This window comes from Streptomyces sp. NPDC055749 (genome assembly GCF_053617235.1).
In genome coordinates this window covers 14375-40389 of record NZ_JBSHFH010000006.1, presented here as the reverse complement: position 1 = coordinate 40389, position 26015 = coordinate 14375, and the positions used below count along the sequence as shown (strand labels likewise).

Here is a 26015-nt window from a genome sequence, read left to right as displayed (position 1 = left end):
CAGTCATGTCACCCCAGGTATGGCTGGGAAGTGCTGGTAAATCGATGCACTGAGAGTAGGAACGCTGTGAGAGCGGCGTCAACAGCTGATGCACAAGAATTTTCAGGCTTGTTAACAGGTGTACCGGTGGAGTGCGTTCAGTAAATCGGTACACTAGAGTTGGAGTGCATTCCGAACCGGAGGTGGCATGAGCGGGGTAACGATTCATGAGGTCGCTGCGGCGGCGGGGGTGTCGGCCAGCACGGTCTCCAACGTCCTCAACGGGCGTACCGACCGTATGCAGGCAGCCACCCTGGCCCGCGTCGAGCAGGCCATTGAACAGCTCAGCTACCGGCCGAACCGGGCGGCGCGCATGCTGCGCACCGGCCGGATCAAGGTCATCGGTCTTATCGTGCCGTCCGTCGCGAACCCGTTCTGGGGCTCCCTCGCCCGTGAGCTGGAGGCCATCGCGCTCACCGAGGGCTACCACGTACTGCTCTGCAACAGTGAGCGCGACCCGGCCCGTGAGCTCAAGTACGGCGAGGAACTGCTCGCGGACGGGGTGAGCGGAGTGGTGCTCTGCTCCTCACTGCCCTCGCTCGACCATATGACGCCGCTGCTCAGCCGTGGTCTGAAGATGGTCGCCTTCGACCGCACGGCGCAGGCGGGGGACCCGCCGTCGCTCGCCAGCATCAGCGTGGACAACGCGATGGGCGCCGAGCTCGCCACGCGTCATCTCATCGAACTCGGCCACCGGAGGCTGGCGTTCATCTCGGGGTCGGTGAACAGCGTCAACCGGCGTGAGCGGCTGCGCGGCTTCCGGGCGGCGCTGGAGTCGGCGGGCCTCGACCCGGCCGACGCGATCGTCTGGCCCGGGGCCGGGACGACCGAGTTCGGTGACAAGGACGCCGCCGAGCTGGGGCGCAATGCCGCCCGGGAACTGCTCTGCGGGCCGCGTCCGCCCACCGCGTTCGTGGCGATCAACGACATGTGCGCGATCGGCATCTGCCGGGGTGCGAAGGACGCGGGGCGCACGGCGGGGCAGGACGTCTCGGTGGTGGGCTTTGACGACATCCTGCTCGCCGACCTCTTCGAGCCGCCGCTCACGACGGTCCGTCAGCCGCTGACGGAGATGGCGGCGGAGACGTTCGCGCAGCTGAGGGCGAGAATCGACTCGGCGCCTTCGGCGGGGCGTTCGCTGCTGATCCGCCCGCGTCTGGTGGTACGGGAGTCGACGGCGCCGGCACCGGTGACGGTACCGACGCCGACGCCCGAACCCGTGGCGTGAGGGCGCGGGCCCGCCCGTCCGCTCGCGCGGTCGCCCCGGGCCGGGTCCCGCCCCTCCGTAACCTCAGTCGGCCGACACCGTCCACCCCACCGCTTCGATGCGCCGCGCGTCACTCGGCCGCGCCTCGTTGAACACCGTGTGGTCGCCGTCCTCGACCCGGATGGAGTCCACGTACGCACCCCGCCCCACGTACAGCCGGTCCGTGGCGTAGCGCCAGCGCAGGCGCACCTCCGTCCCGCGCCAGGGCGCCAGGTCCGCGTCGAGACGGTGCCAGACCCGGCCCGACCAGCCGGACACCGCGCCTGTCGGGTGCGGTTCGGGGGCCGCGCCGTGGCCCCCGCCTGTGCGTTCCGTCGTGAACGGCACCGGCTGCCAGCTCGCCCCCGCGTCCGCCGAAGCCTCCAGATACAGCCCGTCGGCACCGGGCTCGGTGTCCCACCACAGCGCGCAGCTCAGCCGGACCCGGTCGGAGACCGGCCGCAGCGCGGGCAGCGAGAGGGTGGTGGTCGCGCTGCTCGCCATCCCCGAGAACCAGGCCGTGCGCCCCGCGGCGGGCGAGACGGCGACGGCCCGCGCCATCTGGTTGGCGGTGGCCACCCGGGGCGCGCTCCCGGACCGCCAACTGCGCACCGGATGGACCGAGTTGCCGAGGACGATCAGGAAGGAGTCCGTCGACGGGTCCAGGACCAGGCTGGTCCCCGTGAAGCCCGTGTGTCCCGCGCTGCGCGGAGTGGCCATCGCGCCCATGTACCAGTGCTGGTAGAGCTCGAAGCCCAGACCGTGCTCGTCACCCGGGAACGCGGTGTTGAAGTCGGTGAACATCAGCTCCACCGAGTCCTCGGACAGGATGCGGGACCTGCCGTAGACGCCGCCGTTGAGCAGCGTACGGGCGAGGATCGCCAGATCCCAGGCACAGGAGAAGACGCCGGCGTGACCCGCGACCCCGCCGAGGCTGAACGCGTTCTCGTCGTGGACCTCGCCCCACACGAGGCCGCGCTCCAGGCCGGACCAGGGCAGCCGGGCGTCCTCGGTCGCGGCGATCTTCGGCTTCCAGGATGCGGGCGGGTTGAACCGGGTGCGCTGCATCCCGAGCGGAGCGGTGATCTCATCCCGGAGCAGCACATCCAGAGCGTGACCGGTGATCTTCTCCAGGACCAACTGCAGGGAGATCAGGTTGAGGTCGGAGTAGAGGTACTTGGTACCCGGCACGCTGGCCGGCACCTCCTTCCACAGCAGCCCCAGCTTTCCTTCCCGGGTCGGCTCCTTGTAGAGCGGAATCCAGGCGCGGAAGCCCGAGGTGTGCGTGAGCAGCTGACGGACCGTGATGTCCTGCTTGCCACCGCCCGCGAAGTCGGGGAGATACGAGGCGACCTTCCCGTCCAGCTCCAGCGCACCCCGCTCGATCTGCTGCACCGCCAGGATCGAGGTGAAAAGCTTCGAGACCGACGCCAGGTCGAAGACCGTGTCCTCGGCCATCGCGATCTGCTGGTCCGCCGGGAACTCCACGCCGCTGTCGGTCTTCTCGTCGTACGCCGCGTAGCGCACCGCCTTGCCGATCGGCCGGTGCAGCGCCACCGTGCCGCCCCGCCCCGCGAGCAGCACCGCGCCCGCGTACCACGGGTGCTTGGGGGAGTCGGCGAGGTAGGCCTCGGCATCGACGACGAGCTGATCCAGCGGTTCCCGCAGCAGCCCGGCGCTCTCGGCGGAACCGCGACGCAGCGTGGGCCGCTGCCCCGGAGCTGATCCCATGCCCGTACCGGCCTCCGACCCTGTGCCCGACACCTTCGCGCCGGACGCTCCCGCGTTCCGCTGCGCGCCGACCGCCGTCCCCGCGAAGGGGATCGGTGCGAGGGCGAGCGCGCCGCCCAGGGCCAGTATCCCGCTGCTCAGCCTCCGACGGCTGATTCCCGCGTCCGTGGCGCTCTCCGCGTTCCTCGCGTCCGCATTCCTCGCGTCCTCGGTCATCCGGAACCCCTCTCCCACCTGTAGAAGCACGTGCGCGAAAGTAACTTTCGAAATCTCGGCCGACAGTGAAACTTCCTGCCGCCGCAGAGATTACTGTCACCTCCGGCGCCCCGTACGCCCCTGACGGAACAAAGAATCTGACAAGGCGTCAGAAAAGCTCTTCCCTCGCCCGCTTCGCTGCGGCATCCTGCCGCCCATGGAGACGGAGCTGAGCAGGAACCTGGGGATCGAGCACGCCATCTTCGGCTTCACGCCGTTCCCCGCAGTGGCCGCGGCCATCAGCAGAGCGGGCGGACTCGGCGTACTCGGAGCGGTGCGCTACACCGCCCCCGACGACCTGGCGCGCGATCTCGACTGGATGGACGCCCATGTGGACGGCAGGCCGTACGGCCTCGACGTCGTCATGCCGGCCAAGAAGGTCGAGGGGGTGACGGAGGCCGATGTCGAAGCGATGATCCCGGAGGGGCACCGCAGATTCGTCCAGGAGACCCTGGCCAAGCACGGAGTCCCCGAACTCGCGGCGGGCGAGGTGTCCGGCTGGCGCATCACCGGCTGGATGGAAGAGGTGGCCCGCAACCAGCTCGACGTGGCCTTCGACTACCCGATCAAACTCCTCGCCAACGCCCTCGGCTCCCCGCCCGCCGACGTCATCGCCCGCGCCCACGCCCACGGCGTCCTGGTCGCGGCCCTCGCCGGAAGCGCCAAGCACGCCCGGCGCCACGCCGAGGCGGGCATCGACATCGTCGTCGCCCAGGGGTACGAGGCGGGCGGCCACACCGGCGAGATCGCCTCCATGGTGCTCGTCCCCGAGGTCGTCGACGCCGTCGGACCCCTCCCCGTACTCGCCGCGGGCGGCATCGGCAGCGGCGAACAGATGGCCGCAGGACTCGCCCTGGGCGCCCAGGGCGTCTGGCTCGGCTCCCTCTGGCTCACCACGGAGGAAGCCGACCTCCACTCCCGCGCACTCACTCGGAAGCTCCTCGAAGCGGGCTCCGGCGACACCGTCCGCTCCCGCGCCCTCACCGGGAAACCCGCACGCCAGTTGCGTACCGAATGGACCGATGCCTGGGACGACCAGGAGGGACCCGGCACCCTGCCCATGCCGCTCCAGGGACTCCTTGTCGCCGATGCCGTGTCCAGGATCCAGAAGTACGAGGTCGGGTCCCTGCTCGGCACACCGGTCGGCCAGATCGTCGGATCGATGAACAGCGAGCGGAGTGTGCAGGCCGTCTTCGACGACCTGACGCGCGGTTTCGAACGCGCCGTGGACCGCATCAACCGCATCGCAGGACGGAGCGCCCGATGAACCAGCCACCCAACGGCTTCTGGGCCCAGGCCACCGCCACCCCCGACCGCACGATCCTCGTCGCACCCGACGGCCAGGAATGGAGTGCGGGCCGGCTGCACGCCGCCGCCAACCGCATGGTCAACGGGCTGCGCGCCGCGGGGCTGCGCCAGGGAGACGCGTTCGCCGTCGTCCTGCCCAACGGCGCCGAGTTCTTCACCGCCTATCTGGCCGCCACCCAGGCCGGCTTCTATCTCGTTCCCGTCAACCACCACCTCGTCGGCGCGGAGATCGCCTGGATCGTCTCCGACTCCGGCGCCAAGGTGCTCATCGCCCACGAGCGTTTCGCCGACGCCGCGACCGCCGCGGCCGACGAGGCGCAACTCCCCGCGAGCCACCGCTTCGCCGTGGGAGAGGCCGAGGGATTCCGCCCGTACGAGGAACTGCTCGACGGACAGCCGGACACCCCGCCGGGTGACCGCACCCTGGGCTGGGTCATGAACTACACCTCGGGCACCACGGGCCGGCCGCGCGGCATCCGCAGGCCGCTCTCCGGCAGGCTCCCCGAGGACAACCACCTCGGCGGCTTCCTCGCCATCTTCGGCATCAGGCCCTTCGACGACAACGTCCACCTGGTCTGCTCACCGCTCTACCACACGGCCGTACTCCAGTTCGCGGGCGCTTCCCTGCACATCGGCCATCCACTCGTCCTGATGGACAGGTGGGCCCCGGAGGAGATGCTGCGCGCCATCGACGTACACCGCTGCACGCACACCCACATGGTCCCGACGCAGTTCCACCGCCTGCTCGCCCTTCCCGCCGAGGTCAGGGAGCGGTACGACGTGTCGGCCATGCGGCACGCGATCCATGGGGCGGCCCCCTGCCCCGACCACGTCAAACGCGCGATGATCGACTGGTGGGGGCGGTGCGTCGAGGAGTACTACGCGGCGAGCGAGGGCGGCGGCGCGTTCGCCACGGCGGAGGAGTGGCTGAAGAAGCCCGGCACCGTGGGAAGGGCCTGGCCCATCAGCGAACTCGCCGTGTTCGACGACGAGGGCAACCGCCTCGCGGCCGGTGAACTCGGCACCGTGTACATGAAGATGAGCACGGGCGGCTTCAGCTACCACAAGGACGAGACCAAGACGGCGAAGAACCGCATCGGTGACTTCTTCACCGTCGGCGACCTCGGCATCCTCGACGAGGACGGCTACCTCTTCCTCCGCGACCGCAAGATCGACATGATCATCTCGGGCGGGGTCAACATCTACCCCGCCGAGATCGAGGCCGCCCTCCTCACCCACCCGGCGGTCGCCGACGCGGCGGCCTTCGGTATCCCGCACGCCGACTGGGGCGAGGAGGTCAAGGCGGTCGTCGAAGCCGCCGAGGGGCACGAGCCCGGCGACGGCCTCGCCGCCGAGATCCTCGCCCACTGCGAGGAGCGGCTCGCCGGGTACAAGCGCCCCAAGAGCGTCGACTTCATCACGGCGATGCCCCGCGACCCCAACGGCAAGCTCTACAAACGACGCCTGCGCGAGCCGTACTGGGAGGGGCACACGCGCGCGATGTGAACCCCGGCCGGACTCACGCCCGTTCGCCCAGCGGTCCTCCACCGGCGAAGGCCAGCGCCGCGAAGCGTTCGCCGATACGGAGATGGGTGGCGGCGTCCGGGTGGAGCCGGTCGGGCAGCGGCAGTTCGACGGCATCCGCCTCCCCGTACAACTCGCGGCCGTCGAGGTAGTACAGGTTCGGGTCGTCAACCGCCCGCTGCTTCACGATGCGGTCCAGCTCGTCCCGGATGACGTTGAGCGTCAGCTTCCCGGCGGCCGATTCGTCGGGGTCGCCCATGGCGACGAACGTGAGCTTTCCCTCGCCGATGTCGCTGAAGTCCGGGGCGATAGGGCCCGGGGTGTCCTCCTGGATGGGGCACAGGATGGGCGAGACGACCAGCAGCGGCGCGGTGGGATGCCCCTCGCGGACGGTGTCGAGGAAGCCGTGCACCGCCGGGGTGAAGGCGCGCAGACGCATCAGATCCCGGTTGGCCAGATTGATGCCGATCTTGACGCTGATCAGGTCCGCGGGGGTGTCCCGCAGCGCGCGGGCGGTGAAGGGGTCGAGCAGGGCGTTGCCGCTCAGACCGACGTTGATCAGCTCCACACCGCCGAGCGAGGCGGCCAGCGCAGGCCAGATCGTGGTGGGACTCGCGGCATCGGAGCCGTGGCTGATCGAGCTGCCGTGGTGGAGCCACACCTTGCGGCCACGGTCCGGCACGTCCTCGACGGGGGCATCCGTGCGCAGCGCGATGAGCTGGGTGATCTCGTTCCACGGCAGCCAGATCTCGACGTCCTTCAGCCGGTCGGCCAGACCGCTGAAGCGGATCGTGCCGACCGGCCCGGTCCGCGCCTCGGTGGCACCGGTGAGCATGTCCACCAGCAGGACGTTGCCGCCGGTGGCGTCCGTCTGCCCGGCGAGCCGGCCGTCGACGACCAGGTCGTACACCCCGTCCGGACGGGGCGGGGCGCCCTCGTAGGCCATCTTGGTGCGCAGCGTGTCCAGCTCGACGACGGTGGCCCGGGTGCGGAACACCACCCGTACCCCGGAGGGCTGGGACTCCGCCATGGCCAGCTGCCCGTCGGGGAACTGCGCGCGGGCCCACGCGGGCAGCCGGTGCGGCAGCACACCGTGCTCGGTCCGCTCCACGTCGAGTGCGCCGCGCAGGAGGCCGGCCGTGACGGGCGTGGTGATCCAGTCCGTCGTCCGCGAGGAGGCGGGACCGGGGACGGAGTCGTGCTGAGAGCTCATGGTCCCAGGCTGTCAACCGAACATCTGATCCGCAATCGATTTCGCTGCGCGCCGCGCGGGAGAGGCCTGCCCGGCCGTTCGTGCCGGACAGGCCCCGCGAGCGTGGCTACCGGCTACCGGCCCTCACGCACCCGCACCACCCGCAGGTCGGGCGAGCGTGCGATGTCCTTCTCGCAGAAGCGGGACGTCACCCAGCGCTCACCCGAGAACAGCTCCGTCTGGTCGCTGTAGTGCGGCGACCGGGCGTTCGAGGACTGGGAGTACGTGAGCAGGGTGCGCGCCACCGGGCACGCGCTGCCGTCCCAGCCGACCGCCTGGATATAGCTGGAGCCGGCCGACACCTCGGTGTAGCCACCGGCCGCCGCGTTCCACACGGGCTCGGTCTTGTTCCAGATGCCCAGTGACTCCGTACCGCCGCCGACCGGGATGCGCTTCCCGTTCCGTACGACGAACTGATGGTCGCCCAGCGGCGCGTCCAGAGCGATTCCGGCGGTCCGCAGCTCCTTCACCGTGTCGGCGAACGCCGCGGTGACGCCCGGAGCCGAGGTGTTGAGGGTGTTCGGCGTGCGGACCGGGTCTGCGGGGGAGAAGGGCACCTTCCAGAGCTGGGCGGCGGGCACTGCCGCCGCCTTCCGCCAGAAGCGGTCGAACAGCAGCGCGCCCCGGCTGTCGGTGTTCACGCTCCGGTCCCAGTCCCGCAGCACGGGGCAGGCCGCCGAGACATCGACGGGCGTGCCGTCGCTGCCTGTCGCGACTCCGCCCGGCAGTGCCGCGCAGGCACTCGCCACATCGGCGGCGGCCAGATCACCGGCCGGCGCCCGGTTCGCGAACTGCTGGTCCTGGAGGTCCGCGACCGTCAGCCGCCCCTTCTCCGCCATGCCCGCCACATCCTCGACCGCCCCGCGCGTCCGCATGGACCGGGTCGTACCGATCGTGCCGAAGATCCGCTCATAGCCCGTCAGCGGCTGCCCGGCGTGCGTCAGCCAGGCGCTGTCGTTGGAGTTCTCGACGTACGAGGTGTCCTTCAGCGTCGGCATGCGGCTCGGGCCGAAGATGCCCGGCTGCAACGCGTCGGGGTCCGAGCCGAGCGCACACTCACTCCTCGATCCGTCGAGCACCGCGAGTCCGGACGACGGATAGGTGGCCTTGCCCAGCGCCGTGGAGCAGCGCTGCGCCAGCTCGTCGGTGATCCGCGGCAGCACCTGCGACTGGGAGAAGAACGAGTGCCCCGCGGAGTCCGCAGCGATCGTGTTCACCCAGGGCACGCCCTGCGTGCGGCGCAGCGCGGCGTGGATGCCCTCGGTGCTGCGGGCCTTGCTGAAGCCGAGGGCCGTGTCCGATGCGCGCATGTTCTTCGCGTTGGGGTCGTTCAGCGCGTACGCGGTCGTCGCCGTCCAGGGCAGCGGCAGCCCGGCGCCCATCGCGGTGACGACCGGCCCGTACCGGGTCCACCACTGGGTGCGGGTGACCGGGGCACCGTCCTTGACCGGCACCGTCACCGTGCGCTTCGTCATCCGCTCCGGCTTGCCGTCCACCAGATAGGCGGTCGGGTCCGCCGGATCGAGGGTCAGCTGGTGCAGGTTGAGGGTGACTCCCGTCGCGACGGTGTGGCTCCACGCGATGTGCTTGTTGTGGCCGATCGACACGGTCGTCGTACCCAGCAGCGAACCGCCCGCCACGTTCAGCTCGCCCGGGATGGTCTGCTGGGACTGCCAGAACCGCCGCCCGCCCTGCCACGGGTAGTGCGGGTTGCCCAGGAGCAGCCCGCGCCCGTTCGCCGTCGTCGCACCGTTGAAGGCCACGGCGTTGGAGCCCATGTCCGCGTTCTCCGTGGACAGCAGGCGCTGCGCCGCATCGGCCGCCTCACCCGGCGACACACCGGGTTCCGTCGGAGCGGCGGACGGCGGCTGTGCTGCCGTGATCCCGTCGATGCCACGCCCCTGGCCGCCGAGCACGGATATCGCGAAGCCCCGTACAGCCACGTCCAGTTGGGTGACTGGCCGTACCCAGGAGGCGTCCCGGCAGGCCGGATCGGTGATCCGGTTCTGTGCGATCCAGGCGTTGTAGCCGGCGGCCCAGCCGCGCATCGCCTCCTTGACGTCGCGGCTCGGGCCCACCGGTGCGGGCACCTTCAGCAGCTTCTCCACGGTGCCGCTGTCCCGCACCCCGCGGAAGTACAGATCGCTGGAGAGGTTCTTCGTCGCCGAGGACAACGAGCCGTCCGGCGCGGCGTCCTGACCGAAGAACCGCGACCGCTCGCCGCGCACCGTGACGAAGCCGTCGGCCAGCGTGCACACCTGGTCGGCCGCCTGCGCCCAGCCGGTGCCGAAGCCCAGATTCGCGTAGTCCTTCGCCACGATGTGCGGGATGCCGTACTCGGTGTACCGGATGACGGCGGACAGCCCGCCGCCCGAAGGATGCCGGCTCGGCGAGGTGCCGGCCGCGGCCGGCGGCAGCGATGCCGACACGGTCAGCAGAGCGAGACCGGAGACCGCGAGAAGTCTCAGACGGTTACGGAGGGGCAAGGGTCCTCCCAACTGTGCGGGTGAGATAGGAGGTTGCCCGGGTGTTCCGGGCAGCCACACGCCACTCAGCCAGCACACCCATGTACCTGTCAACCGTCTGGTCGGTATGCAGGACACTTGACCACCGGAGCGGGGCCGCCCAGGATCACGGCATGAAAGAGGTACGCAACAGCACAGTCGACGGTGTCCTGCGGCTCAGCGCCCGGCGCGTCCCCGACCGCACCGCCCTGCGGTACGCGGACCGGACCTGGACCTATGCGGAGCTGGACGAGGCGGTGTCCACGGCTGCCGCGGCACTGGTCGGCCAGGGCCTGGAGTGCGGGGACCGGGTCGCCACGTACGGCCACAACTCCGATGTGTACCTGATCGCGTTTCTGGCCTGCGCACGCGCCGGTCTCATCCATGTGCCGGTCAACCAGAACCTGACCGGTGCGGACCTGACGTACATTCTTGAAGACTCCCTGAGCGCCCTGGTGCTCGCCGACCCCGACCTCGCCGACCGGGTCCCCGGGGACTTCGCCGTACGTCCGCTGCGCGGCTCCGCCGATTCGCTGCTGGCGGCGCTCGGCACCCCTGAGCCCTTCGACCCGGACCGAAGTGCCCAGGACATTGTGCAGTTCCTGTACACCTCGGGGACCACCGCGCTGCCCAAGGGCGCGATGATGAGCCACCGCGCACTGGTCCACGAGTACGTCAGCGCCATCACCGCACTGGACCTGAAGGAGACCGACCGGCCCGTCCACTCGCTTCCTCTCTACCACTCCGCGCAGATGCACGTCTTCCTGCTGCCCTACCTCGCGGTCGGCGCGGAGAACATCATCATCGACGGGCCGGACGCGAAGACCGTCTTCGACCTTGTGGAGACCGGGCAGGTGGACAGTCTCTTCGCGCCGCCGACGGTGTGGATCGGCCTCGCCAATCATCCCGACTTCGCCACCCGCGAGCTGAGCGGCCTGCGCAAGGCGTACTACGGGGCCTCGATCATGCCCGTACCGGTACTGGAACGGCTGCGCGCACGGCTGCCCGGGCTTGCCTTCTACAACTGCTTCGGGCAGAGCGAGATCGGCCCGCTCGCCACCGTGCTGGGCCCCGACGAACACGAGGGGCGGATGGACTCCTGCGGCCGGCCCGTGCGGTACGTCGAGGCGAAGGTCGTCGACGAACGGGGGCGCGATGTCCCGGACGGGACCGAGGGCGAAATCGTCTACCGGTCACCGCAGTTGTGCGAGGGATACTGGCACCGGACCGCGGAGACCAGGGAGGCCTTCCGGGACGGCTGGTTCCGCTCGGGGGACCTCGCGGTGCGCGACACCGAGGGGTACTTCACCATCGTCGACCGGGTGAAGGACGTCATCAACTCCGGCGGTGTGCTGATCGCGTCCCGGCAGGTCGAGGACGCGCTCTACACCCATCCCGCGGTCGCCGAGACAGCGGTCGTCGGACTGCCCGACGAGCGGTGGATCGAGGCCGTCACCGCCGTCGTCGTCCTGCGCGGCGAAGCGACCGAGAGCGAACTGATCGCGCACGCCCGCGAGAAGCTCGCCCACTTCAAGGCCCCGAAGAAGGTCCTGTTCGTGGACGAGCTCCCGCGCAACGCCAGCGGGAAGATCCTCAAGCGCGAGCTGCGGGACCGGTTCGCCTGAAAGCAGCGGTCACCGTCGAGGACCTGTCCGGATCGGAACGATGCAACAGGCGTTGTGGCAGGTGATCGAGCGTCATCCCAGCAAGTGGCCGAAGTTGACCACAGACGGATTCACACCCAGGCTTGCCTCGCCGAAGGAGACGCTGCCCTGGGTGACCGGGCCCGAGCTGCTGCCCTTGAACAGCCACACGCCGCCCTGGCCTGCGTTCTCGTTGGGGGCAGCCACCGCGAGTGTCGCCGGTACACCCTTCGCGGCGGCCACGATGTGGACCTCGCCGCCGAACGCGTCGCCCTTCTCGTCGACGCCGGGGACGTTCTCCGTGGACTGGCCGATCACCTTCGTGTCGGCGCCCGTGATGCCCGAGGCGCGGCCCTTGAAGATCAGGACACCGCCGGCGTCCGGGGCCGTGCCCACGTCCTCGCCGGGCACGCCCACGACGACCTCGCCGTAGCCGTCGCCGTTCAGGTCCTTCACCGCCGCGCTCGCACCGAGGTTGTCGCCGGCCTCGTCGGCGCCGAGCACCCCGGTCGTGCTCTGGGTGATCCACTTCGGCTTCGTGGTGGTGTTCTGCCCCGTGGGGCCGCCGTAGGCGACCGCCACCGCGCCGCCCTTGCTCGGGAAGTCCACGTCGCTGTCCAGCCCGGTGGGCTGCCGGGTGAAGACCAGGTCCGGATAGGCGTCCCCGTTGACCGAACCGACGGTCACCGAGGAGTGGTTGAGGTACGTCCCGGCGGCGGCGAGGATCGGCGTCTTCTTGAAGCCCGTGCCGGTCGACAGGTACAGCGTCGTCCCGTCGCAGTCCGGCTCGTCGGTGCACCCGGTGCGCACCAGCAGGTCGTCCTTGCCGTCATTGTTCATGTCCACGGCCTGCACGCTCGTGAAGTCGGTGGCGCCGTCGGCGGTGAGGACCGTGCGGGTGCTCCCGACCGAGCCGTCCGCACCGACGTTCTCACTCACCACGACCTTGCCGAAGCCGGTCCGGTCGATGCCGGCCACGTCCGTCCGGCCGTTCCCGTCGAAGTCGCCGACCGCGTCACCCGGTCCGTGGAACTCCGCCGCCCGGGTCGCCAGCCCGTTCGTCCCGCCGAACAGGATGATCCGCGGGCCCTGGCCGGCCGACACGAGCAGGTCGGTGTATCCGTCGCGGTCGATGTCGGCGGCCGTTCCCGCTCCGAACCGGGCGTTCGCCGTGACCACGCCCGGCACCCCGGAAGAGTTCTGGCTGATCACGTGGTGCCGGGCCGGGCTGATGCCCTTCGCGTCACCCGGGTACACCGCGATGTACCCGGCCTTCGCGATGCCGGAGACGGTTCCCTCGTACACCGAGGCGAACATGTCCTCGTATCCGTCCCCGTTGAAGTCGACGTGCTGTCCCGACACCGCCGCGGACCCGGCGGCCGCAGCCGTACCGGAGAAGGCGAGCGGAACAGCGCCCGCGGTGGCCGCAAGCGCCACGAAGACAGCTGACGCGGTACGGAACCGGGAGTCCAGCATGTATATCCCCTGTTGTTGTGCGAAGTGGTAGGAACGAACAGTGGTCGGCGGCGGTACCTGGGCCACCGCCACCGCAGCCTTTGCAGGCCGGTTGCTCTGCTCTCCCAAGAAGACCACTCGCACGGCGAAGGGTTGTACGGCACCCGAACATCTCGGGGGCTGACGGCCCGCCTCAGGTCGGCCCTGAGTGCCGTTTACTTTCGCCAGAACAGGTGGTGTGTTACTCCGCTCGGGCTGGGGACGACGTCCAGGTTGAAGCGGTCGAGCAGTTCGTCGGGGGATTCCCAGAGTCGTACTCCGGACCCGAGCTTCACGGGTGAGACCGCTACATGCATGGTGTCGACGAGGTCGGCGTCGAGGAACTCCCGGATGGTGGTGGCCCCGCCGCCGAGTCGGACGTCCTTGCCCTGTGCCGCCTCCCGGGCCTGCGCGAGGACCGTGGCAGGGTCTGCGTCGACGAAGTGGAACGTGGTGTCGGAGAGCGTGAGCGAAGGACGCTTGTGGTGGGTCATGACGAACACCGGCGTACGGAAGGGGGGTTCGTCACCCCACCAGCCCTGCCACTCATGGTTCTGCCAGGGCCCGCGCTGGGGACCGAACTTGTTGCGGCCCATGATCTCGGCGCCGATGTTGCGGGCGTAGTCACGCGTGAGGTAGTCGTCCAGGCCCCGGCTGCCTCCGGGGTCGGTGCGCATGGGCCAGCTCGCCGTGGCGCCGGCCCAGGCGAACAGCCTCTCGGGATCGACATGACCGAACGGCCTCTCAAGGGTCTGGTCCTCACCGGCACCGATGCCGTCACTCGAGACGTTGAAGTTCTGGACCCTCAGTAACTGAGCCACGCGTTCCTCCTGTGATGGGGCAATGACTATGGCGTATCGCTGAGCGGGTTGTCTGCCGCTGGACGAGGAATCTAGAACTGTATAGACTTTCTGTCTAGAGGTAGATTAAAAGTCAAACTGGTTCAGCAGCACGGAGTAGTCCGATCAACGGGGAGAGGAGACCTGTGAACGACCTGGCGGGCCGTCAGCCCGAACCGAGACCTGCCGTCACCGCAGGCACCGAGGACGCGGACGAGCACCTCATCCGCGAGGCGGAGAAGATCGCAGTGGCCCTGGGCAAGACGCTGCCCGGCCTGTGCGAGGTCGTCCTGCACGACCTGCGGAACCCGGACCACGCCATCCGGGTCATCGAGAACAACCTGTCGGGACGTCAGGTGGGCGACTCCGCCACTGAGCTGGGCCTGGCCAGGATCGGCGACCCCGAATACCCCAGCGTCATCCAGAACTACGCCAACCACTTCCCGGACGGCCGGCCCGTCAAGAGCACCTCGATCGGCATCAAGAACGCTGCGGGCGACTACATCGCCGCCCTGTGCCTCAACCTCGACGTATCGGTGCTCTCACCCCTGGCACTGACCCTGGCGAACCTGGTCGCGACCGAGACCGAGACGGAGACCGAGCGCCGCCAGGAGCCTCTGGAGACTCTGCGCAACCGCAACGCCCGGGAGCTGCGCCTGATCGTGGAAAGCCACGCGGCCGAGCGGGCGGTCAGCCCCCGCGCCCTGCCCCGCGAGGCCAAGCGAGAACTGGTCCGCCGGCTGCACCAGGACGGCTACTTCGAGTCCCGGGACGCCGCGCAGGTGATCGCGGAGCTGCTCGGCATCTCCCGAGCCACCGTCTACAACTACGCAAAGTGAACCTCCAGAACCCAGAGCCCTCCCTCCGGCCCACCCCCGCACACACACAGTGGAGGCACCATGAACACCGCAGGCCCCACCACCCCGCGGCGGCCGACCGCGTGGCCTGCACTGGTGGACCGAGCAGGCCACCAGTACCCCGGTGACCAGCCGCGCTGGTGCGGCGACGACAGGTCACCGCTGACCGTCGCACCGCACCGCGGAATCACCCGAGCCGACATCGACTCCGGCGTACCTTCGCAGTGGCGCTACGCCGCCGCGCTGGGCATGCCGGGCCTCACACCCGTCACCCTCGGCGAGGGCCGCACGCCGCTGCTGCCCCGCCACCTGGCCGGGCTCGACGTCGCCGTGAAGATGGAGACACAGAACCCCACCGGAAGCTTCAAGGACCGTGGCAGCTCGGTCATGCTCAGCGTGTTGCGCGCCCAGGGCGTGACCGCGGTCCTGGAGGACTCCAGCGGCAACGGCGGCTCGTCCGTGGCGGCCTACTGCGCCGCCGCCGGCATCCACGCGCAGATCCTCGCGCCCGCCACCACCTCACCGGCGAAACTCCTGCAGAGCCGGTTCCACGGCGCCGAGGTCGAACTGTGGCCCGGCACCCGGCAGGACACCGCCGACGAAGCGCTGCGCCGTTCCGGCGAACGCTTCTACGCCAGCCACAACTGGCAGCCGCACTTCCTCGAAGGCATGAAACTGATCGCCTACGAGATCTGGGAGGACCGCGGCTTCACCGCCCCCACCGCGGTCGTGATTCCTGCCGGCGCCGGAAGCCTGGTCCTCGGATGCGCGCGGGGTTTCAACGAGCTGTACCAGGCCGGCGAGATCGCCCGCCCTCCCCGACTCCTGGTCAGCCAGCCCGCCCGCTGCAGCCCTCTGGTGCGAGCCTTCGAGGCGGGCCTCGACCACGTCGAACCAGCCCCATGGCACTCCACGCTCGCCGAGGGCACCGCCATCACCCGGCCGGTCCGCGACCGAGAGGTACTCGCCGCCATTCGCGCCAGCGGCGGGGCGATGACCGCGGTGGACGAGGCAGACCTCGGCCCAGCCGTCCTGGCACTGGCCCGGACCGGCCTGTACGCCGAACCCACCAGCGCCCAAGTCGTCCCGGCAATAGCGCAGTTCAAGGCTGCGGGACACCTTCATCCGGATGACGACGTTGTCGCGGTCATCACCGGATCGGGACACAAAGCTGCGGCGGCAATGGCCGGGCTGCTCGACCCCGGCTCGAAGTGAGCCGGTCCGCCCGCGTTTCAAGTGCGTTCAGCGGACAGGTGACGTCCTCCTGGCCCGAGATCGCCCGGGAAAGGTCCTAGCCGGCGTCCCTGAGGTCCACGATCCGCTTCAGCTTGCCCACGGACCGCTCCAGCGTCTCGGGGTCGACGATCTCGACCCCGACGGACACCCCGATCCCGTCCTTCACGGCCGCCGCGATCGACGCCGCGGCGGCCGAGCGCTGCTCGGGCGAGGCGTCGGACCGCGCCTCCGCGCGCACGGTCAGCGCGTCGAGCCTGCCCTCACGGGTCAGCCGCAGCTGGAAGTGCGGAGCCACCGACGGCGTACGCAGCACGATCTCCTCGATCTGGGTCGGGAAGAGGTTCACCCCGCGCAGGATCACCATGTCGTCGCTGCGCCCGGTGACCTTCTCCATGCGCCGGAAGACCCGTGCGGTCCCTGGCAGCAGGCGGGTCAGATCCCGGGTCCGGTAGCGGATCACCGGCATGGCCTCCTTGGTGAGCGAGGTGAAGACCAGCTCGCCCTCCTCGCCGTCCGGCAGGACCTCACCGGTGAACGGGTCCACGACCTCCGGGTAGAAGTGGTCCTCCCAGATGTGCAGCCCGTCCTTGGTCTCCACGCACTCCTGCGCGACACCCGGGCCCATCACCTCGGACAGCCCGTATATGTCGACCGCGTCGATCGCGAATCGCTCCTCGATCTCGCGGCGCATCGCCTCGGTCCACGGCTCGGCGCCGAAGATGCCGACCTTCAGTGAGGTCGTACGCGGGTCGACGCCCTGGCGCTCGAACTCGTCGAGGAGTGTCAGCATGTAGGAGGGCGTGATCATGATGATCTCGGGCCGGAAGTCCTGGATCAGCTGCACCTGGCGGGCGGTCATCCCGCCGGACGCGGGGATCACCGTGCAGCCGAGCCGCTCCGCCCCGTAGTGCGCGCCGAGCCCGCCGGTGAACAGCCCGTATCCGTACGCCACATGGACCTTGTGGCCGGGCCGGCCCCCGGCGGCCCTGATCGAACGGGCGACGACATCCGCCCAGGTGTCCAGATCCCGGTCGGTGTACCCGACGACCGTGGGCCGCCCGGTGGTCCCGCTGGAGGCGTGGATGCGCCGTACCTGGTCCTCCGGTACGGCGAACATCCCGAAGGGGTAGTTCTCGCGCAGATCGGCCTTGGTGGTGAAGGGGAAGCGGGCGAGGTCGGCGAGCGTGCGGCAGTCCTCGGGCCGGAGCCCCGCCTTGTCGAAGGCCGCCCGGTAGAAGGCGACGTTGTCGTACGCATGCCGCAGCGTGGCGCGCAGCCGCTCCAGCTGCAACGCCTCCAGCTCGTCGCGGCCGAGTCGTTCCGAGGCGTCAAGCAGTGCCGACATGCGCATATTCCTCTCCCGAACGGACGACCGATCATTCGGTCGATTCTCCTGGGAGCAGTAATTCAGGCCATCGCGGGAGATGGCAAGGGGGTGACGCGGTCGAGTCGCGCCGGGCGGTCAGAAGCCGAGCTCCGTGAGGCCCGGGTGATCGTCGGGGCGGCGGCCCAGCGGCCAGCGGTAGCGCCGGGCCGATTCCTCGATGGGTACGTCGTTGATGCTCGCGTGGCGGACCCGCATCAGCCCGTGCTCGTCGAACTCCCAGTTCTCGTTGCCGAAGGAACGGTGCCAGCGGCCCTGCCGGTCGTGCCATTCGTAGGCGAAGCGCACCGCGATCCGGTCGTCGCCGTACGCCCACAGTTCCTTGATGAGCCGGTAGTCGAGCTCCCGGGCCCACTTGCGGGTCAGAAAGGCGACGATCTCCTCGCGCCCGGTGGCCCACTCGGAGCGGTTCCGCCAGCGGGAGTCCTCGGTGTAGGCGAGGGCCACCTTGGCGGGGTCCCTGGAGTTCCAGCCGTCCTCGGCCAGACGGACCTTCTCGACGGCGGATTCCCGGGTGAAGGGCGGGACAGGCGGTCGTGCGCTCATGGGGGCTCCTGGCTGCTGAGAGGTGTCCGGACGGAGAGAACGGTCGTTCTCCCTGAGGTGACGTAGCCTAGGAGAACGCACGTTCTCACGCAAGGTTCTTAAGACACGAGGGAGGCCGCGGATGGATGCCGCCGAGGCGCGGACCGGGCTGCTCGACGCCGCGGAGGCGTTGTTCTACGAACGGGGCATCCAGGCCGTCCCGATGGACGAGATCCGCGCGGCCTCGGGCCTCTCGCTCAAGCGTCTCTACGGGCTCTACCCCTCGAAAACGGAGCTCGTGCAGGCGTATCTGGAACGCCGGGACATCCGCTGGCGCGGTGGGCTCGCCGCGTACGCCGACAGCGCTCCCACTCCGGACGGGCGGATCCTGGCGGTCTTCGACTGGCTCCATCAGTGGTTCTCGCAGCCGGACTTCCGAGGCTGTGCGTTCGTCAACGCCTTCGGGGAGCTCGGGGCCGTCGACCCGGCCGTCGCCGCCGTCGCCCGCGCCCACAAGCTCGCCTTCAGCGACTACCTGGCGGGCCTCGTCGTCGCCTCCGGCCGCCCGGCAGCATGCGCGGACGCCTTCGTCCTGCTTGCCGAAGGTGCCATCTCCACCGCCGCGGTCTCCGGCACGCCCGACGCCGGTAGCCGGGCCCGGGAAGCGGCGTCGCTGCTGCTGTCGGCCACCACCCCCGCCTGATTCGCTACGGGCGGACGTGCCTGGACAGCGGGTCCGGAACCGCGCATTTCGCCCGCCAGGGCGCTCCTGCCCGCTGCGCGTGCGCGGCCCGGCTGTTTGGATGGCACGCATGCCGATCTTCCGCGCGTACGACGGGACCGAACTCGCCTACCACCTCGTGGGGGAGGGCGACCCGGAGGGCAGCCCGCTCATCTGCCTGCCCGGCGGACCGATGCGGGCGAGCGCCTGCCTCGGGGACCTCGGCGGACTGTCGGCCGGCCGGCGGCTCGTCCTGCTCGATCTGCGCGGCACCGGTGACTCCGCGGCCCCGGCCGACCCGGCGACGTACCGCTGCGACCGGCAGGTCGACGACGTAGAGGCACTGCGCGAACACCTCGGACACGAGCGGATCGATCTGCTGGGGCACTCCGCCTCGGGAAACCTCGCCGTGCTCTACGCGGCCCGGTACCCGCACCGCCTGCGCACCCTCACGCTCATCACGCCCGGCACCCGCGCCGTCGGCGTCGAGGTGACCGGGCAGGACTGGCACGAAGCGGCCGAGCTGCGCAGCCACGAGCCCTGGTACGCGACGGCCCGGGCCGCGCTCGACGAGATCCGGGCCGGACGCCCGGTGGACGAACTGCGCTCCGCCGTCGAGCCGTTCGCGTACGGACGCTGGGACGAGGCGGCCAGGGAACACGCCGCTTCGGCCACCGGGCAGACCAACCACGAGGCGCGGCAGCTCTTCTACGGGGAGGGCGCCTTCGATCCGGCGCCCACGGTCGCCGCCCTGCGGGAACTGGCCGCTCCGGTGCTCGTTCTCGCGGGGGAGTACGACGGGGGCCCGAGCCCCGACCGTGCCACGGAGCTCGCCGCCCTCTTCCCGCACGGCGAGTTCGTCGTGCAGCGGGGTGCTGCCCACTACCCCTGGCTCGACGACCCGGGCGCCTTCGCCCGTACCGTCACCGCCTTCCTCGACCCCGATGTGCACAGCGTGCAGGCCGGAGGCATCCGGCTCGCCTACCGCGTCCTGGGCGCACCGTCGGCCCCGCCCGTCGTGCTCGTCCACGGCCGGGGCGGAAGCAGCCTCGACTGGACCCTCGTCGCCGAGCGGCTCGCCGACGAGTACCGGGTGTACGCGCTGGACTTCCGCGGTCACGGCCTCAGCGACTGGCCGGGCCGCTACTCCTTCGAGCTCTTCCGCGACGACCTCCACGCGTTTCTGGAAGCCCGCAATCTCTACGGCGCGACCGTCGTCGGTCACTCGATGGGCGGCGTCGCCGCCTGTCTGCTCGCCGAGCGCGAGCCGGGACTGATAGGCGGACTCGTCCTGGAGGACGCCCCGCTGCTCCTTCCGCTCGACCCGCCCCGGCCGCCGGCCGAACGGCCCGACGGGCAGCTCGACTTCGACTGGCCGGTCGTGCCGTCCATCGACGCACAGCTGAACGCCCCGGACCCGACGGGCCGTGAACGTCTCGCCGAGATCACCGCCCCCACCCTCGTCATCGGCGGCGCCGACAGTCACATCGACCAGGAGCAGCTGGCCTGGATGGCGGAACAGATCCCCGACAGCCGTTTCGTCACCATCGACACGGGACACCTGGTGCACAGCACCAGGCCGGAGGAGTTCCTGGCGGCGCTCAGACCGTGGATTGCGAACCCCTCCGGCGACTGAGGAGCGGGGGCCCGGGGCAGAGCCCCCCGGCCTCAGTCCTGTGCCGCGACCGCCTTCGCCCACCGGTAGTCCGCCTTGCCGCTCGGTGACCGCCGGATGTGGTCGGCGAGCACGACACTGCGCGGAATCTTGTATCCGGCCAGCCGGGTGCGGCAGTGCGCCTGTACGGACTCCAAATCCAACGGTGCCGCTCCCGCGCGCAGTTGAAGGACAGCGGCGACACGATTGCCCCATCGGACGTCCGGGACCCCGGCGACCAGCGCGTCGTACACATCCGGATGGGCCTTGAGCGCCTGCTCGACCTCCTCCGGATAGACCTTCTCCCCGCCGGTGTTGATGCACTGCGAACCGCGACCGAGGACCGTGACGATGCCGTCGCCGTCGACGGTCGCCATGTCACCCAGCAGCACCCACCGCTCGTCCCCCTTCTGGAAGAAGGTCTCGGCCGTCTTGACGGGGTCGTTGTAGTACCCGAGCGGCACATGGCCCCGCTGTGCGATCCGCCCCGGCTCGCCGGGCACCACCGGTTCGTACGTCGCCGGATCGACCACGGCCGTACGGGAGTTGACCTGGACGCGGAACCCCTTCTCCGGCCCCGAGTCGGCCGTCGCGGTGCCGTTGAAGCCGGACTCCGACGAACCGAAGTTGTTGAGCAGCAACACTGTCGGCACGAGCGCCTGGAACTCCGCGCGGACCGAGTCCGACATGATCGCGCCCGAACTGGAGACGGAGAACATCGAGGAACAGTCGACGCCCTTCAGGGGCCCGTTGAGTGCGTCGATCAGCGGGCGCAGCATCGCGTCGCCGACCAGGGACACACTCGTGACCTTCTCCTTCTCGATCGTCCGCAGCACCTCTTCAGGGGCGAACTTGCGGTGCACGACGACGCGCTGGCCGAAGTTGAACCCGATGAACGCGGTGAGCGTGGAGGTGCCGTGCATCAACGGGGGAGTGGGGAAGAAGGTGATGCCGTCCCCGCCGGCGGCCACCCGCTCGGCCAGCTCCTGCGGGGTCTTCACCGGCTCACCGGTCGGAGCGCCTCCTCCCAGCCCGGAGAAGAACAGATCCTCCTGGCGCCACATCACGCCCTTCGGCATTCCGGTGGTGCCGCCGGTGTAGATGATGAAGAGGTCGTCGGCCGAGCGCGGCGCGAACCCGCGGGCGGGCGAGCCGGCCGCCTCCGCCTCGGTGAACGGCACGGCGTCCGGGCCGCCCTTCGAGCTCGCTCCGACACGTACGAGATGGCGCAGTTTCGTGGCCTGCGGGGCGGCGGCCGACACCCGATCGTCGAACTCGGCGTCGAAGACCAGCGCCGCCAGATCGGCGTCACGGTAGAGGTAGACCAACTCCTCCTCCACGTAACGGTAGTTCACGTTCACCGGCACGATGCGGGCCTTGAGGCAGGCCAGCACGGTCTGCAGGTACTCGATGCCGTTGTACAGGTGCAGGCCCAGATGTTCGCCGGGGCGTATACCCGCGTCGATCAGATGGTGGGCGATCCGGTTGGCCGCCGCGTCCAGTTGGGCGTAGGTGAGGCGGCGTTCGGCGCCCGTGCCGGGGTGGTCGACGTAGACGAGCGCCTCACGGTCCGGGACGGCGTCGACGACCGACTCGAACAGGTCGGCAAGGTTGTACTCCACCGTTCCTCCTGACCCCGGGGTGACTGACGACTCGGCGTCATTAGAGCGCCGACCGGCGCAAGTGGGAAGAGGGGGCGTAGAGATAATCTGACTGACTGTCAGAAAACTATTGAACTGCGGCCCCTCCTACTGCAACCTGTTCTAGGTCTTGAGACTGGAGGCAGGTAATGGGCGGTACGGAACACCTGACCGTGCGGCGCGAGGGCGCCACGCTGGTGCTCACCCTGAACAGGCCGGAAGCGAAGAACTCACTCTCGCTGCCGATGCTGGTGGGGCTGTACGACGGCTGGCTCGCCGCGGACGAGGACGACACGATCCGCTCCGTCGTCCTCACCGGCGCGGGCGGCACCTTCTGCGCCGGCATGGACCTCAAAGCCCTGGCGGGCGGAGGGATGGAGGGCGAGGAGTACCGGGACCGGATGAAGGCCGACCCCGATCTGCACTGGAAGGCGATGCTGCGCCACCACCGCCCGCGCAAACCCGTCATCGCGGCCGTCGAGGGGCACTGTGTCGCGGGCGGCACCGAGATCCTCCAGGGCACCGACATCCGCATCGCCGGAGCCGGCGCCACCTTCGGCCTCTTCGAGGTCAGGCGCGGCCTCTTCCCCATCGGCGGCTCCACCGTGCGCCTGCCCCGCCAGATCGCCCGTACCCACGCCCTGGAAATGCTCCTCACCGGCCGCCCGTACAGCGCGGCGGAAGCCGCGGGAATCGGCCTGATCGGCAGGGTCGTCCCCGACGGCACCGCACTGGAGCAGGCACTCGACGTCGCCGAGCAGATCAACGCCTGCGGACCGCTCGCGGTCGAGGCGGTCAAGGCGTCGGTGTACGAGACCGCTGAGATGACCGAGACCGAGGGCCTGGCCGCCGAACTGAAGCGGGGCTGGCCGGTCTTAGCCACCGACGACGCCAAGGAAGGCGCCCGCGCCTTCGCCGAGAAGCGCCCGCCCGTCTACCGGCGCTCCTGAGCCAAGGAGACAAACGTGCCCGAAGTCCTCAGCGCACCGCTGGTGGTCGAATTCCCCTTCACCCGTTCCCTGGGCCCCGTCCAGAGCGCCTTCCTCACCGGACTGCGCGAACGCACCGTCCTCGGTGTGCGCACCGGCCGCGGAAAGGTCCTCGTCCCACCCGTCGAGTACGACCCCGTCACCGCCGAGGAGATCGGCGAACTCGTCGAGGTCGCGGCCACCGGCACCGTCACCACCTGGGCCTGGAACCCGTCACCGCGCCGCGACCAGCCCCTCGGTATCCCGTTCGCCTGGGTGTTGGTCCGGCTGGACGGCGCCGACACGGCGCTGCTCCACGTCCTCGACGCACCCGGCCCCGAAGCGGTACGCACCGGCATGCGCGTCCGTATCCGCTGGGCGCCGGAACGCACCGGCGCCATCACGGACATCGCCTGCTTCGAACCGTACGAAGGGGAGAGCGGGCCGGCGCAACCCACCCCGCACAGTGGTGAGTTCGCCGACCCGGTGACCGGCATCGTCGCACCCGCCCGGCTCGACTACACCTACCACCCCGGCCGCGCGCAGAGCGCCTACCTCGAAGCGCTGGCCGGGCAACGCGTCGTCGGCGAACGCTGCCCCGCGTGCCGGAAGGTCTACGTCCCGCCCCGCGGCGCCTGCCCGACCTGCGGAGTCGCCACCGACGAACGGGTCGAGGTGGGACCGCGCGGCACCGTCACCACGTTCTGCATCGTCAACATCAAGGCGAAGAACGCCGCCATCGACGTCCCCTACGTCTACGCCCACATCGCCCTCGACGGCGCCGATCTCGCCCTGCACGCCCGGATCGGGGGCATCCCCTACGACCAGGTGCGCATGGGGCTGCGGGTCGAACCCGTCTGGACCCCGGGCAGCCGCCACCCCGACCACTACCGGCCCACCGGCGAACCCGATGCCGACTACGACGCGTACAAGGAGCTGTTGTAGATGCGAGACGTGGCGATCGTCGCCTTCGCGCAGACCGACCACCGGCGGCGCACCGACGAACTCTCCGAAGTCGAGATGCTGATGCCCGTCCTGCATCAGGTCCTCGACGCGACCGGCCTGAAGGCGAGCAGTATCGGCTTCACCTGCTCCGGCTCCAGCGACTACCTCGCGGGCCGCGCGTTCTCCTTCACCATGGCCCTCGACGGCGTCGGCGCCCACCCGCCGATCTCCGAGTCCCACGTCGAGATGGACGGTGCCTGGGCCCTCTACGAGGCATGGGTGAAGATCCGGACCGGTCAGGCGGACACCGCCCTCGTCTACGCCTACGGCAAGTCCTCACCCGGTGAGGTCCGCGACGTCCTGACCCGCCAGCTCGACCCGTACTACGTGGCCCCGCTCTGGCCCGACTCCGTCGCCCTCGCCGCGCTCCAGGCGCAGGCGCTGATCGACAAGGGCGTCACCGACGAACCGGCGCTGGCCGGCATCGCCGCCCGCAGCCGCACCACCGCGACGGCCAACCCGCACGCCCAGCTCAGCGGCACCGTCCCGGCAGGCGACTACCTCGTACAGCCACTGCGCACCGGCGACTGCCCGCCCATCGGCGACGGCGCCGCTGCCGTCATCCTCGCCGCGGGCGACACGGCCCGCGCCCTGTGCGCCAGGCCCGCCTGGATCCGCGGGATCGACCACCGCATCGAGGCCCACGCCCTGGGCGTCCGCGACCTGACCGACTCGCCGTCCACCCGGCTCGCGGCCGAACGCGCCGGAGCCTTCGAACGGCCGGTGGACACCGCGGAGCTGCACGCCCCCTTCTCCTCCCAGGAGGTCGTCCTGCGCAGGGCGCTCGGGCTCGGCGACGAGGTCGACGTGAATCCGTCCGGCGGCGCACTCGCCGCCAACCCCGTCATGGCCACCGGCCTCATCCGGCTCGGCGAAGCCGCCGCGCGCATCCACCGTGGCGAGTCCGACCGGGCCCTCGCCCACGCGACCTCGGGTCCCTGTCTGCAACAGAACCTGGTCGCCGTACTGGAAGGGGAGAGCGCTCATGTCTGAGGAACCCGTAGCGGTCGTCGGTATCGGCCAGACCAAGCACGTCGCCGCCCGGCACGACGTCTCCATCGCCGGACTGGTCCGTGAGGCCGCCGTGCGCGCCCTGGAGGACGCGGGGCTCGGCTGGGCGGACATCGACGCCGTCGTCATCGGCAAGGCGCCCGACTTCTTCGAGGGCGTGATGATGCCGGAGCTCTATCTCGCCGACGCCCTCGGCGCCGTCGGCAAACCCATGCTGCGCGTCCACACCGCCGGATCGGTCGGCGGTTCCACGGCACTCGTCGCCGCCAACCTCGTCGCCGCCCGCGTCCACCGCACGGTCCTCACCCTCGCCTTCGAGAAGCAGTCCGAATCGAACGCCATGTGGGGCCTCTCGCTCCCCGTCCCCTTCCAGCAGCCGCTGCTGGCCGGCGCGGGAGGCTTCTTCGCGCCGCACGTCCGCGCGTACATGCGCAGGACCGGGGCGCCCGACACGGTCGGCTCCCTCGTCGCGTACAAGGACCGGCGCAACGCGCTGCTGAACCCGTACGCGCACATCCGTGATCCGGACATCACCCTGGCGAAGGTCCAGGCCGCGCCCATGCTCTGGGACCCGATCCGCTACTCCGAGACGTGCCCTTCCTCCGACGGCGCCTGCGCCATGATCCTCACCGACCGGGCCGGGGCGGCCCGTGCGCCCGCGCCCCCCGCCTGGGTGCACGGCGGAGCCATGCGCAGCGAACCGACGCTGTTCGCCGGAAAGGACTTCGTCTCGCCGCAGGCCGGCAAGGACTGCGCGGCCGATGTCTACCGGCAGGCGGGCATCACCGATCCGCGCCGTGAGATCGACGCCGTCGAGATGTACGTCCCGTTCTCCTGGTACGAGCCGATGTGGCTGGAGAACCTCGGCTTCGCGGTCGAGGGCGAGGGCTGGAAACTCACCGAGTCCGGGGTCACCGAACTCGACGGGGACCTGCCGGTGAACCCTTCGGGCGGCGTCCTGTCCACCAACCCCATAGGCGCCTCCGGCATGATCCGCTTCGCGGAGGCCGCCCTTCAGGTACGCGGACAGGCGGGCGAGCATCAGGTCGACGGGGCACGGAAAGCACTCGGCCACGCGTACGGCGGCGGGGCGCAGTTCTTCGCGATGTGGCTCGTCGGCTCGGAGCCCCCGACGACGTGAGCGCGACCGCACGTGACTCGCGCTAACGGTTGAGGCCG

At 70.2% G+C, this 26015-nt stretch carries 20 protein-coding genes; 12 read left to right on the top strand and 8 right to left on the bottom strand.

Annotation, left to right across the window (positions count from 1 at the left end; translation table 11 throughout):
• Positions 1-187: 187 nt before the first annotated feature.
• A complete protein-coding gene (locus ACWGO0_RS06305) occupies positions 188-1267 on the top strand; it encodes a LacI family DNA-binding transcriptional regulator (protein ID WP_453528819.1) in 1080 nt (359 codons plus the stop codon).
• A 63-nt stretch (positions 1268-1330) separates the two neighbouring features.
• Here the strand turns inward: ACWGO0_RS06305 and ACWGO0_RS06300 are convergent, their stop codons facing one another.
• Entirely contained in the window at positions 1331-3232 is a 1902-nt protein-coding gene (locus ACWGO0_RS06300; protein ID WP_453528816.1) for a serine hydrolase, read from the bottom strand.
• A 196-nt stretch (positions 3233-3428) separates the two neighbouring features.
• On the opposite strand from ACWGO0_RS06300, the gene ACWGO0_RS06295 reads away from it, so the two are divergent.
• Positions 3429-4538 carry an NAD(P)H-dependent flavin oxidoreductase gene (locus ACWGO0_RS06295; protein ID WP_453528813.1) on the top strand — a complete coding sequence of 370 codons (1110 nt, stop codon included), beginning with the start codon at positions 3429-3431 and terminating at the stop codon, positions 4536-4538.
• Positions 4535-6085: an acyl-CoA synthetase gene (locus tag ACWGO0_RS06290; RefSeq protein WP_453528810.1), complete on the top strand. Its 1551-nt coding sequence runs from the start codon at positions 4535-4537 to the stop codon at positions 6083-6085. Before ACWGO0_RS06295 ends, ACWGO0_RS06290 begins: the two co-directional genes overlap by 4 nt.
• A gap of 13 nt (positions 6086-6098) precedes the next feature.
• Here the strand turns inward: ACWGO0_RS06290 and ACWGO0_RS06285 are convergent, their stop codons facing one another.
• Positions 6099-7316 carry a GDSL-type esterase/lipase family protein gene (locus tag ACWGO0_RS06285; protein ID WP_453528807.1) on the bottom strand — a complete coding sequence of 406 codons (1218 nt, stop codon included), beginning with the start codon at positions 7314-7316 and terminating at the stop codon, positions 6099-6101.
• Between the two features lie 113 nt (positions 7317-7429).
• The gene (locus ACWGO0_RS06280) at positions 7430-9841 is read right to left on the bottom strand and encodes a penicillin acylase family protein (protein WP_453528804.1); all 2412 of its coding nucleotides are present in this window, start codon (positions 9839-9841) and stop codon (positions 7430-7432) included.
• Positions 9842-9993: 152 nt separating this feature from the next.
• Between ACWGO0_RS06280 and ACWGO0_RS06275 the strand changes: the two genes are divergently transcribed.
• A complete protein-coding gene (locus ACWGO0_RS06275) occupies positions 9994-11484 on the top strand; it encodes a fatty acyl-CoA synthetase (RefSeq protein ID WP_453528801.1) in 1491 nt (496 codons plus the stop codon).
• Between the two features lie 72 nt (positions 11485-11556).
• Here the strand turns inward: ACWGO0_RS06275 and ACWGO0_RS06270 are convergent, their stop codons facing one another.
• Both ACWGO0_RS06270 and ACWGO0_RS06265 read right to left on the bottom strand, forming a co-directional pair.
• Positions 11557-12978, bottom strand: a complete 1422-nt coding sequence (locus ACWGO0_RS06270) for a VCBS repeat-containing protein (protein WP_453528798.1) — start codon at positions 12976-12978, stop codon at positions 11557-11559.
• A gap of 194 nt (positions 12979-13172) precedes the next feature.
• Entirely contained in the window at positions 13173-13817 is a 645-nt protein-coding gene (locus ACWGO0_RS06265; protein ID WP_453528795.1) for a dihydrofolate reductase family protein, read from the bottom strand.
• Between the two features lie 173 nt (positions 13818-13990).
• On the opposite strand from ACWGO0_RS06265, the gene ACWGO0_RS06260 reads away from it, so the two are divergent.
• Entirely contained in the window at positions 13991-14674 is a 684-nt protein-coding gene (locus ACWGO0_RS06260) for a helix-turn-helix transcriptional regulator (RefSeq protein ID WP_453529198.1), read from the top strand.
• A 60-nt stretch (positions 14675-14734) separates the two neighbouring features.
• Positions 14735-15907 carry a threonine synthase gene (locus ACWGO0_RS06255; RefSeq protein WP_453528792.1) on the top strand — a complete coding sequence of 391 codons (1173 nt, stop codon included), beginning with the start codon at positions 14735-14737 and terminating at the stop codon, positions 15905-15907.
• Positions 15908-15983: 76 nt separating this feature from the next.
• Here ACWGO0_RS06255 and paaK read toward each other — a convergent pair whose 3' ends face one another.
• Positions 15984-17273, bottom strand: coding sequence for a phenylacetate--CoA ligase PaaK (gene paaK, locus ACWGO0_RS06250; RefSeq protein WP_453528790.1), 1290 nt, complete (start codon positions 17271-17273; stop codon positions 15984-15986).
• Between the two features lie 117 nt (positions 17274-17390).
• On the bottom strand, positions 17391-17858 hold the full coding sequence (locus ACWGO0_RS06245) for a nuclear transport factor 2 family protein (RefSeq protein ID WP_453528787.1): 468 nt from the start codon (positions 17856-17858) through the stop codon (positions 17391-17393).
• Between the two features lie 121 nt (positions 17859-17979).
• On the opposite strand from ACWGO0_RS06245, the gene ACWGO0_RS06240 reads away from it, so the two are divergent.
• Together ACWGO0_RS06240 and ACWGO0_RS06235 are read left to right on the top strand one after the other, a co-directional pair.
• Positions 17980-18540 carry a TetR/AcrR family transcriptional regulator gene (locus ACWGO0_RS06240; protein ID WP_453528784.1) on the top strand — a complete coding sequence of 187 codons (561 nt, stop codon included), beginning with the start codon at positions 17980-17982 and terminating at the stop codon, positions 18538-18540.
• 109 nt (positions 18541-18649) lie between these two features.
• Positions 18650-20194: an alpha/beta fold hydrolase gene (locus ACWGO0_RS06235; protein ID WP_453528781.1), complete on the top strand. Its 1545-nt coding sequence runs from the start codon at positions 18650-18652 to the stop codon at positions 20192-20194.
• A 32-nt stretch (positions 20195-20226) separates the two neighbouring features.
• On the opposite strand, the gene ACWGO0_RS06230 is transcribed toward ACWGO0_RS06235, so the two are convergent.
• Entirely contained in the window at positions 20227-21834 is a 1608-nt protein-coding gene (locus ACWGO0_RS06230; RefSeq protein WP_453528778.1) for an acyl-CoA synthetase, read from the bottom strand.
• A 167-nt stretch (positions 21835-22001) separates the two neighbouring features.
• On the opposite strand from ACWGO0_RS06230, the gene ACWGO0_RS06225 reads away from it, so the two are divergent.
• Genes ACWGO0_RS06225 through ACWGO0_RS06210 form a run of 4 tightly spaced genes read left to right on the top strand, consistent with a single transcriptional unit; the run spans position 22002 to position 25977 of the window.
• On the top strand, positions 22002-22802 hold the full coding sequence (locus ACWGO0_RS06225) for a crotonase/enoyl-CoA hydratase family protein (protein ID WP_453528775.1): 801 nt from the start codon (positions 22002-22004) through the stop codon (positions 22800-22802).
• 15 nt (positions 22803-22817) lie between these two features.
• The gene (locus ACWGO0_RS06220) at positions 22818-23765 is read left to right on the top strand and encodes a Zn-ribbon domain-containing OB-fold protein (protein ID WP_453528773.1); all 948 of its coding nucleotides are present in this window, start codon (positions 22818-22820) and stop codon (positions 23763-23765) included.
• Positions 23766-24818 carry a thiolase domain-containing protein gene (locus ACWGO0_RS06215; RefSeq protein WP_453528770.1) on the top strand — a complete coding sequence of 351 codons (1053 nt, stop codon included), beginning with the start codon at positions 23766-23768 and terminating at the stop codon, positions 24816-24818. It begins immediately after the preceding gene.
• The gene (locus ACWGO0_RS06210; RefSeq protein WP_453528767.1) at positions 24811-25977 is read left to right on the top strand and encodes a thiolase domain-containing protein; all 1167 of its coding nucleotides are present in this window, start codon (positions 24811-24813) and stop codon (positions 25975-25977) included. The genes ACWGO0_RS06215 and ACWGO0_RS06210 overlap by 8 nt, the downstream gene beginning before the upstream one ends.
• Positions 25978-26015 lie beyond the last annotated feature (38 nt).

What these genes read in the sequence shown, in the direction of transcription:
- ACWGO0_RS06305 (WP_453528819.1), top strand. Translation starts at nt 188, where the DNA reads ATGAGCGGGGTAACGATTCATGAGGTCGCTGCGGCGGCGGGGGTGTCG.
- ACWGO0_RS06300 (WP_453528816.1), bottom strand. Translation starts at nt 3,232, where the DNA reads ATGACCGAGGACGCGAGGAATGCGGACGCGAGGAACGCGGAGAGCGCC.
- ACWGO0_RS06295 (WP_453528813.1), top strand. Translation starts at nt 3,429, where the DNA reads ATGGAGACGGAGCTGAGCAGGAACCTGGGGATCGAGCACGCCATCTTC.
- ACWGO0_RS06290 (WP_453528810.1), top strand. Translation starts at nt 4,535, where the DNA reads ATGAACCAGCCACCCAACGGCTTCTGGGCCCAGGCCACCGCCACCCCC.
- ACWGO0_RS06285 (WP_453528807.1), bottom strand. Translation starts at nt 7,316, where the DNA reads ATGAGCTCTCAGCACGACTCCGTCCCCGGTCCCGCCTCCTCGCGGACG.
- ACWGO0_RS06275 (WP_453528801.1), top strand. Translation starts at nt 9,994, where the DNA reads ATGAAAGAGGTACGCAACAGCACAGTCGACGGTGTCCTGCGGCTCAGC.
- ACWGO0_RS06270 (WP_453528798.1), bottom strand. Translation starts at nt 12,978, where the DNA reads ATGCTGGACTCCCGGTTCCGTACCGCGTCAGCTGTCTTCGTGGCGCTT.
- ACWGO0_RS06255 (WP_453528792.1), top strand. Translation starts at nt 14,735, where the DNA reads ATGAACACCGCAGGCCCCACCACCCCGCGGCGGCCGACCGCGTGGCCT.
- paaK (WP_453528790.1), bottom strand. Translation starts at nt 17,273, where the DNA reads ATGTCGGCACTGCTTGACGCCTCGGAACGACTCGGCCGCGACGAGCTG.
- ACWGO0_RS06245 (WP_453528787.1), bottom strand. Translation starts at nt 17,858, where the DNA reads ATGAGCGCACGACCGCCTGTCCCGCCCTTCACCCGGGAATCCGCCGTC.
- ACWGO0_RS06240 (WP_453528784.1), top strand. Translation starts at nt 17,980, where the DNA reads ATGGATGCCGCCGAGGCGCGGACCGGGCTGCTCGACGCCGCGGAGGCG.
- ACWGO0_RS06235 (WP_453528781.1), top strand. Translation starts at nt 18,650, where the DNA reads ATGCCGATCTTCCGCGCGTACGACGGGACCGAACTCGCCTACCACCTC.
- ACWGO0_RS06225 (WP_453528775.1), top strand. Translation starts at nt 22,002, where the DNA reads ATGGGCGGTACGGAACACCTGACCGTGCGGCGCGAGGGCGCCACGCTG.
- ACWGO0_RS06215 (WP_453528770.1), top strand. Translation starts at nt 23,766, where the DNA reads ATGCGAGACGTGGCGATCGTCGCCTTCGCGCAGACCGACCACCGGCGG.
- ACWGO0_RS06210 (WP_453528767.1), top strand. Translation starts at nt 24,811, where the DNA reads ATGTCTGAGGAACCCGTAGCGGTCGTCGGTATCGGCCAGACCAAGCAC.